The organism is Kocuria kalidii (genome assembly GCF_044462225.1).
Lineage (GTDB): Bacteria > Actinomycetota > Actinomycetes > Actinomycetales > Micrococcaceae > Kocuria > Kocuria kalidii.
In genome coordinates, this window is sequence record NZ_JBISWJ010000056.1 from 1 (window position 1) to 5,554 (window position 5,554).

General features: G+C 73.1%; 5 protein-coding genes. 2 read left to right on the top strand and 3 right to left on the bottom strand.

The genetic code is table 11. The features are described from left to right. Positions 1 to 60: 60 nt before the first annotated feature. From ACH9D3_RS08175 to ACH9D3_RS08185, 3 genes are all read right to left on the bottom strand, one after another. Positions 61 to 1,494, bottom strand: a complete 1,434-nt coding sequence (locus ACH9D3_RS08175) for an aspartate ammonia-lyase (protein ID WP_396410539.1) — start codon at positions 1,492 to 1,494, stop codon at positions 61 to 63. Positions 1,495 to 1,571: 77 nt separating this feature from the next. Continuing rightward, on the bottom strand, positions 1,572 to 2,222 hold the full coding sequence (locus ACH9D3_RS08180) for a carbonic anhydrase (RefSeq protein WP_396399207.1): 651 nt from the start codon (positions 2,220 to 2,222) through the stop codon (positions 1,572 to 1,574). Beyond that, positions 2,219 to 2,920 (bottom strand): DUF4245 domain-containing protein, encoded by a 702-nt coding sequence (locus ACH9D3_RS08185; protein ID WP_396399206.1) that lies wholly within the window; start codon positions 2,918 to 2,920, stop codon positions 2,219 to 2,221. The genes ACH9D3_RS08180 and ACH9D3_RS08185 overlap by 4 nt, the downstream gene beginning before the upstream one ends. A 226-nt stretch (positions 2,921 to 3,146) precedes the next feature. On the opposite strand from ACH9D3_RS08185, the gene glpX reads away from it, so the two are divergent. Together glpX and ACH9D3_RS08195 are read left to right on the top strand one after the other, a co-directional pair. After that, positions 3,147 to 4,115: a class II fructose-bisphosphatase gene (gene glpX, locus ACH9D3_RS08190; protein ID WP_396399205.1), complete on the top strand. Its 969-nt coding sequence runs from the start codon at positions 3,147 to 3,149 to the stop codon at positions 4,113 to 4,115. A gap of 199 nt (positions 4,116 to 4,314) precedes the next feature. Beyond that, positions 4,315 to 5,490 carry a hypothetical protein gene (locus ACH9D3_RS08195; RefSeq protein ID WP_396410540.1) on the top strand — a complete coding sequence of 392 codons (1,176 nt, stop codon included), beginning with the start codon at positions 4,315 to 4,317 and terminating at the stop codon, positions 5,488 to 5,490. The last annotated feature ends 64 nt before the right edge of the window (positions 5,491 to 5,554 follow it).

The window sequence follows — 5,554 nt, forward strand, 5'->3', positions numbered from 1 at the left end:
CGACCCCTCGGTGCTGAGCTGGCCGCTGCGGGCGACCCCTCGCGTCGTGGTGGTGCCGGGTCAGGCGCTGGGGCCCGTCATGGTGGTGACGTCCAGTGCCCGGTCCAGCTGCTCCTCGGTGAGCTTGCCGTCCTCGACGTAGCCCAGGGCGATCGTCGCCTCGCGCACCGTCATCTTGTTCGCCACGGCGTGCTTGGCGATCTTCGCGGCGGCCTCGTAGCCGATCGCCTTGTTCAGCGGGGTCACGATGGACGGGGACGCCTCGGCGAGGAACCGGCAGCGCTCCACGTTCGCCTCGAGCCCGTCGATCATCTTCTCCGCCATCACGCGCGAGGAGTTCGCGAGCAGGCGGACGGACTCCAGCAGCGCGGAGGCCATGACCGGGATGCCCACGTTGAGCTCGAACGCGCCGTTGGTGGAGGACAGGGACACGGTGGTGTCGTTGCCGATCACCTGCGCGCAGACCTGGATCGTGGACTCGCAGATCACCGGGTTGACCTTGCCGGGCATGATCGACGAGCCGGGCTGCAGGTCGGGGATGAGGATCTCGCCGAGCCCGGTGTTGGGGCCGGAGCCCATCCAGCGCAGGTCGTTGTTGATCTTCATGTAGCTGTAGGCGATGTTGCGCAGCTGGCCGGAGGCCTCGACCAGGCCGTCCCGGTTGGCCTGGGCCTCGAAGTGGTTGCGGGCCTCGGTGATCGGCAGCCCGGTCTCCTCGGCGAGGAGCTCGATCACCCGGGCGGAGAAGCCGGCGGGGGTGTTGATGCCGGTGCCCACCGCGGTGCCGCCCAGGGGGACCTCGGCCACGCGGGGCAGGGACGACCGGACCCGCTCGATGCCGTAGCGGACCTGCGCGGCGTAGCCGCCGAACTCCTGGCCCAGGGTCACCGGGGTGGCGTCCATGAGGTGCGTGCGCCCGGACTTCACGACGTCCTGGAACTCCGCGGCCTTCCGCTCGAGGGACTCGGCCAGCTGCGTCATGGCAGGGACCAGGTCGTTGATCAGCGCGCCCGTGACCGCGACGTGCACGGAGGTCGGGAAGACGTCGTTGGAGGACTGGGAGGCGTTGACGTGGTCGTTGGGGTGGACCTCGACGTCCGTGCCCTCGAGCGACTGGTTGGCGAGCGTCGCCAGGACCTCGTTGGTGTTCATGTTGGAGGACGTCCCGGAACCGGTCTGGAAGACGTCGATCGGGAAGTGCTCGTCGTACTGTCCCGTGGCGACCTTGTCCGCGGCGTCCGCGATGGCCCGGGCGCGCTCGTCGTCGAGCACCCCCAGCTCCGCGTTCGCCCGGGCGGCGGCCTTCTTGATCTGTGCCAGCGCGACGATGTGCTGGGGCTCGAGGGGCCTGCCGGAGATGGGGAAGTTCTCGACCGCGCGCTGGGTCTGGGCGCGGTACAGGGCGTTCGCGGGAACGCGGACCTCGCCCATGGTGTCGTGCTCGATGCGGTACTCGGTGGTCTCTGCGGTGCTGTCCGCCGTGGTGTTTGCCATGGCGCCAGTCTAGGACAGCCGCAGGTGACGCCCGGCACGGGCGGCCGCGGTGACCGTGCCGGGCGGGGCGGTCCCGCTCAGCGGCCCGGCAACCAGGTCCCGTGGCCGTGGACGAGCTCCGCCTCGCCGTCCTCGAGGTGGTAGAAGACGCCGACCACGGCGACCTGGCCGTTGGAGACCGCGTCGGCGACCACCCGGGACTGCTCCATCAGGCGCGACGCCGTCTGCTTGGTGTGCTCCACGACCGCCGAGTTGACGTCCTGCCGGCCGTGGCGCTGGGACTCGAGCACGGACGGCATGATCCGCTCGATCAGGTCGCGCTGGAAGCCCCGGGGCATCTGCCCGGAGCCGGCCACGCCGTGGGCCGCGGACACGGCCCCGCAGGAGTCGTGGCCGAGCACCATGATCAGGGGCGTGCCGAGGTTCGCGACCGAGTACTCGATCGAGCCCAGCACGGCGTCGTCGATGACCTGCCCGGCGGTGCGGATCACGAAGGCGTCCCCGAGTCCGAGGTCGAAGATGATCTCGGCGGCCAGCCGCGAGTCCGAGCAGCCGAAGATCGCGGCGAACGGGTTCTGCTGGTTGGCCAGGGACTGCCGGCGGGAGGCGTCCTGGTTGGGGTGCATGGACTCGCCCGCCACGAAGCGGGCGTTGCCCTCGCGCAGGCGCTGCCAGGCGGCGGCCGGGGTGCGGGGCGAGAAGTCCTCGGGGCGGGTGTCCGGTGTCATGGCGTCTCCGTGGGTTGTGGGGCGGGTGCGGCGGCGAGGTCCTCGGTCACGGCGGTCGCCAGCCGGTCCAGCTCGGCGCCGGGCGCGTCGCCCCGGAGCACCACCGTGGACCCGTCGACCTCGCCGGTGTACACGGTCAGCGGGTCCTGCCGGTCGGTCTCCTCGCGGACGTGCACGTCCCACGGCACGCCGCCGACCCGGACGGTGGTGGAGACGGGGACGGCCTCCGTCTGCTGGGCCAGCCACGTGGGGTCGGCCGCGGACGTCTGCACGAGTGCGATGAAGCTGCCCTGCGGGGTGGCCCAGCCGATCTCCCAGGAGGGCACCCCCTCGGCGGCGCCGCCGTTCCACCGGGCGTAGTTGGCGGTCCAGCCGTCCCCCGGCTCGGGCACGACCGGGGTGAAGGAGGCCTCGTCCGCGACGAAGGACGCCTCCCGCGCCACGTCGACGTCGGGGCGGTACGGCTGCGCGTCCGGACGGGGCTGGAGCCACACGAACGGCAGGACCAGCAGGAGCAGGACGGCCATCGAGATGATCATCCCCTGCACGGGGGCGTTGAGCCGCCGGGCCTGCTTCTCCGTGATCTGCGGCAGCGGCTGCGCCGGCGTGCGGGGACCGGACGGGGTCCCGGGGCCGGCGGCCGCGGGCTGCTCGGACACCGGGGGCTCGGCGGGGCTGTCGGGGGTCGAGGAGCTCACCCGTCCATTGTGCCCTGTCCGCCGGCCCCGGTGCGTCCGGTCCGGACGCACCGGGTCGCAAATGCGAGCCGTCTCGCGATCCGCGGGGGACCGGGAGATATGCTGGCAGGGACGCGGACCGCGCCGTGGCCGAGCCCGGCCCGGCGGTCCGCAGACCGCTAACTCGAAGGTGAGGAACAACGTGGCCGACACATCTCCCGGAACGACCGAGGCTCGCGCCAACAACATGGCAGACCGCAATCTGGCCATGGAACTGGTGCGGACGACCGAGGCCGCCGCGATCGCCGGCGGTCAGTGGGTGGGCGCCGGGGACAAGCTCGCCGCCGACGGCGCGGCGGTCGACGCCATGCGTGCGCTGCTCTCCACCGTGCACTTCAACGGCACCGTGGTCATCGGGGAGGGCGAGAAGGACGAGGCCCCGATGCTGTTCAACGGCGAGCAGGTCGGCGACGGCTCCGGGCCGGCCTCCGACGTCGCCGTCGACCCGATCGACGGCACCCGGCTCACCGCGCTGGGCATGAACAACGCGCTGGCGGTGATCGCGGTGGCCGACGGCGGGTCGATGTTCGACCCCTCCGCCGTGTTCTACATGGACAAGCTCGTGGTGGGCCCGGAGGCCGCCGACTTCGTGGACCTGCGCCTGCCCGTCAAGCAGAACCTGCACCTGGTGGCGAAGGCCAAGGGCATCAAGATCAACCAGCTCACCGTGTGCGTGCTGGACCGCCCGCGCCACCAGAAGCTCGTGGACGAGATCCGCGGCACCGGGGCCCGCACCCGGATGATCCTCGACGGCGACGTCGCCGGTGCCATCGCCGCGTGCCGCGAGGGCACCGGGGTGGACGTCATGATGGGCATCGGCGGCACCCCGGAGGGCATCGTCACCGCGTGCGCCATCAAGGCCACCGGAGGGATCATCCAGGGCCGGCTGGCGCCCACGGACGACGACGAGAAGCAGAAGGCGCTCGACGCCGGCCTGGATCTCGAGGCCGTCATGAGCACCGACGACCTCGTCACCTCGGACAACTGCTTCTTCGCCGCGACCGGCATCACCGACGGGGACCTGCTGCGCGGCGTGCGCTACCGCGGCCGCCAGATCACCACCCAGTCCATCGTGATGCGCTCCCGCTCCGGGACGGTGCGCATGGTCGAGGCGGAGCACCTCGCCTCCAAGTGGGAGAAATACGCCCGCCACTGAGCCCTGCGGCCGCGCACCGCGCGGCCGGCCGCCCAGGACCCCCGCACCGAGGCCGGTGCGGGGGTCCTGCCGCTCCCGGCGCGCCGTGTCCGGGACCTCCTGCGGGCGCTCCCGGCTCTACACTGGAGCCCGTACTGCGGGCGCCGACCGCGGTCCCCCAGCCGGGGCGGAGCGCCCGGGTGACGAGGAGGATCCCCACGTGAGCACCATGGTCAGCCCCTGCCCCAACCGCAAGACCTGGGACGCCACCGTCCGGGTGACCGGCGGGCACCCGCAGCAGCTGTGGGGCGTCGGCGAGGCGCAGGTCACCGCCGAGGGCTCCGGGCTGCGGGTCGACCGGGTCATGGTCCACGACGCCGAGCAGCGGACCGTGGGCTACGCGCAGCTCTACCTGCGCTCCGAGGCCGAACGGGTGGTCGCCGGGACCGTGCACTGCCACGTCCACCGTCCCCAGGACCTGCCCGTGGTCGCGGCCGCGCTCGCCGACTGGGCGCGGGAGGAGCACGGTGCCGTCCTGCTGCGCTTCCAGGCCGACACCCTCCGCACCCGCGGCACCACCGAGGCGCTCGAGGCCGTGGGCTTCACGCGTCCCGCCGCGGAGGCCGGGCCGGAAGAGCCGCGGCGGCTGGAGGTCGTGCTGGGGGAGACGGAGCGTGACCTCTCGCAGCGGCTCTCGGAGGCCACCCTGGACCGGTGCCGCACGGCCCTGCGCACCCCGGGCGTGACGGTCCGCGAGGTCACGGCCGGCAGCCGGGCCCTGGCGAACACCGGTCTGCGCACCCGGCTCATCACCCAGCTGCTGGAGGACCTGGGCGAGGACTCGCTGCTGCTCGTGGCGACCGAGACCGCGGAGACCGGCGGCGAGACGGCCCTGGGCTACCTGTGGTTCGTGCACACCCGCGGCACGGCGATGATCTACCGGCTCGGCTTCACCCGCCGGGGGCGGGACCTGGGCATGGACGACGCCCTGCTGCTGACCGGGATCGTGGAGCTGCAGAAGCGCCGCGTCCAGCGGCTCGACGGCGGGGACCCGGACGAGACCGAGGTGCCGCTGGTGGTCCGCGAGCTGTCCGGGACGGAACGAGCGGTGCTGGGTCCGTGGGAGCTGCCGCTGGGCCGGGGTCCGGCCGGGGAGTTCACCGAGGACGTCGCGGACGCCGCCGACGAGGCCACGGGGACCGCGGTCGCCGCGGAGCTGGGCCTCGAGGATCCGGTGCCGGCCGGGTCGCCGGAGCACCGGGAGCCCGAGGACGAGCCCAAGGCCGGCGACGGCGCCGAGCGTCCGGCCAGGGGCCGTGCCCGGCGCGTCCGGGACCTCACCCGCCGTGTGGTCGGGGAGGGCATCTCCGCCCTGCGCGACGCCGCGGGCCGCTGACAGCGGTCCTGATACCGGTCCTGACACCCGTCCCGGCGCCGGCCCTGTGCACGGCGCCGAGCAC